This window comes from Acidimicrobiia bacterium (assembly GCA_016650365.1).
Taxonomy (GTDB): domain Bacteria; phylum Actinomycetota; class Acidimicrobiia; order Spongiisociales; family JAENVV01; genus JAENVV01.
The window spans coordinates 1-1,822 of record JAENVV010000066.1 but is presented as its reverse complement, the minus strand read 5'-3'; the positions used below and the strand labels follow the sequence as shown (position 1 = coordinate 1,822).

At 59.5% G+C, this 1,822-nt stretch carries 2 protein-coding genes; both read right to left on the bottom strand.

Annotated features, from left to right (window positions below; all coding sequences use genetic code 11):
• Positions 1–213: 213 nt before the first annotated feature.
• Complete coding sequence (locus JJE47_04245; GenBank protein ID MBK5266623.1) at positions 214–879, bottom strand: hypothetical protein; 666 nt, start codon at positions 877–879, stop codon at positions 214–216.
• 70 nt (positions 880–949) lie between these two features.
• Positions 950–1,474: a hypothetical protein gene (locus JJE47_04240; GenBank protein MBK5266622.1), complete on the bottom strand. Its 525-nt coding sequence runs from the start codon at positions 1,472–1,474 to the stop codon at positions 950–952.
• Between the last annotated feature and the right edge of the window lie 348 nt (positions 1,475–1,822).

Genomic DNA, 1,822 nt, shown 5'->3' with positions numbered 1-1,822 from the left:
TACTCCCCCGCTTCAGCAACACTCACAACGTCCATGACATAACTATACCGATGTCGGTAGTATTTTGTGATACCCCGGCCCCACGTTGTGACCGAAACTCACGGTGTTCTTCAGACGGACCAGCAGCACCGGTCCGAGTGGCGCGGGACCGACAAAGCCGAACAGGCCCTTAGAACTGTTACCAGCTTTCGACATCACAAGCCCCGCATCCCTCTATCGGAGAATCGTCCCCCAATCGGCCGGGCAGGTCTCCTGGAGTTCGAGTTGATCGCTGACCTCAGTTGGCAGGTCGCCTTCTGCCCCAGGGACAACACTGATTGACCCGCCGACGTAGGGATGCCAAATCTCGCCGGTTCCGCTGAACCAACTGTCAACAAACCCGTCCTCTGATGGGGCAGGGGCCGTCGGTAGCCCATTTTCGACGAGACACTCCTGGACCTTGACATACGCACCGTACAGGCGTCGTACCTCTTCTTCCGATGAGGGTGGAGCGGCGAAATGGCCGACGTCCACCGCCGACCCCAGGCAAGCATTCTGGACGGCGTTGTGTTGCTCGGGCTGGGTGATGTTTTCTGCGTAGAAGGTAGGATCTTGACCGTTGCCACCGATGATCTGGACCTCGAACCCAAACTTTGCCATGCACCACTGGCCCCACTCAAACCATTCGATACTCCCGGCCGGTGGCGGTGGCTCCGGGAAACTGTACTGAAGCATCAATTGTGCGACTGCCTGCTCCAACTCGTCTTCCGCGATGAGAACCGTCTCATCACCAATCTTTGACGTATCCGTCACCGGCAGGTCGGCAGGCTTTGTCGAAATCGACGACGGACTATCTGTGGCAGCTGTGCCCATGGGAGTCGGAGCACAAGCCGAAACCATGACAACCAAGGCTAGGAGCGACGACCGTCCCCACCCCGGAGATACCCCGAGCGATTTGCGCTTCCCGCGTCTATCCGTCATAAGACCACGGGTTCTGAGGGCACGCTTCGTTCCAGCGGCTCCAGTCACCGGGTGAAGACGGTTCCGGGAGGCCACCAAACGGAGTCCAGGCACCGTTCCCGTCGCGATAAGCCTCGAATGAAGGCACATCCACTTCTAAGCCAAGCCCCGCCAGGCAGGCGGACTGCTCCACGTACAGCAGGTACAGGACCATGAACTCGGCGTCAGTGCTCGGCGCGGGCGGGTTCGGGTATTGGTCAAACAAAGACTTCTGGCACCGTTCCATCACGGCCTGATCCCGCTCGGTGACAGCCTCACCAAAGAACCCCTCACCCGTTGGAGCCCGCTGGAACACAACCACAAGGTTGTCGGCGAGGCAGGCTTCGATGAAGTCATCCATTTCAACTTCGGTCAACGCCGGCCGAAGACGTTCCGTAGCATCGCCGATGTCCTCCTCGGAGAGCTCAGAAACCGGGTCCGGCCCACAAGACACAAAAAGGACAACCAACGAGCAGATCAAGGCTCTCACGTTCATGGCCCTCACCCCGGATCTCCGAAGACGTCCATGAAAGGCTACCTGCCACCACAGAATGATGCCCCATCCAGGGTGGCGAACGGACCGCGCCGTTCGGGTTATCGGCCGGGGTAGACGTCAGCAAAAATTGAGCCCCAATCCGCTGGACATACTGCCTGCACAGCCAACTGGGCCTGGAGCTCCGGACCGCCACTGGACCCGTCCATCGCCGGCGACATGACCGTTCCCCACGGATACGGATGCCAATCATCGGGTGAACCCCCATCGACCCACGACGATACAAACGCATCTTGCGATGGGGGCTCGACGGTGGCGAACCCATTCGCAACCATGCACTCGTATACCTGC

Excerpts from the sequence above, each read along its gene's own strand:
- JJE47_04245 (MBK5266623.1), bottom strand. The coding sequence starts at position 879 with ATGGTTTCGGCTTGTGCTCCGACTCCCATGGGCACAGCTGCCACAGAT.
- JJE47_04240 (MBK5266622.1), bottom strand. The coding sequence starts at position 1,474 with ATGAACGTGAGAGCCTTGATCTGCTCGTTGGTTGTCCTTTTTGTGTCT.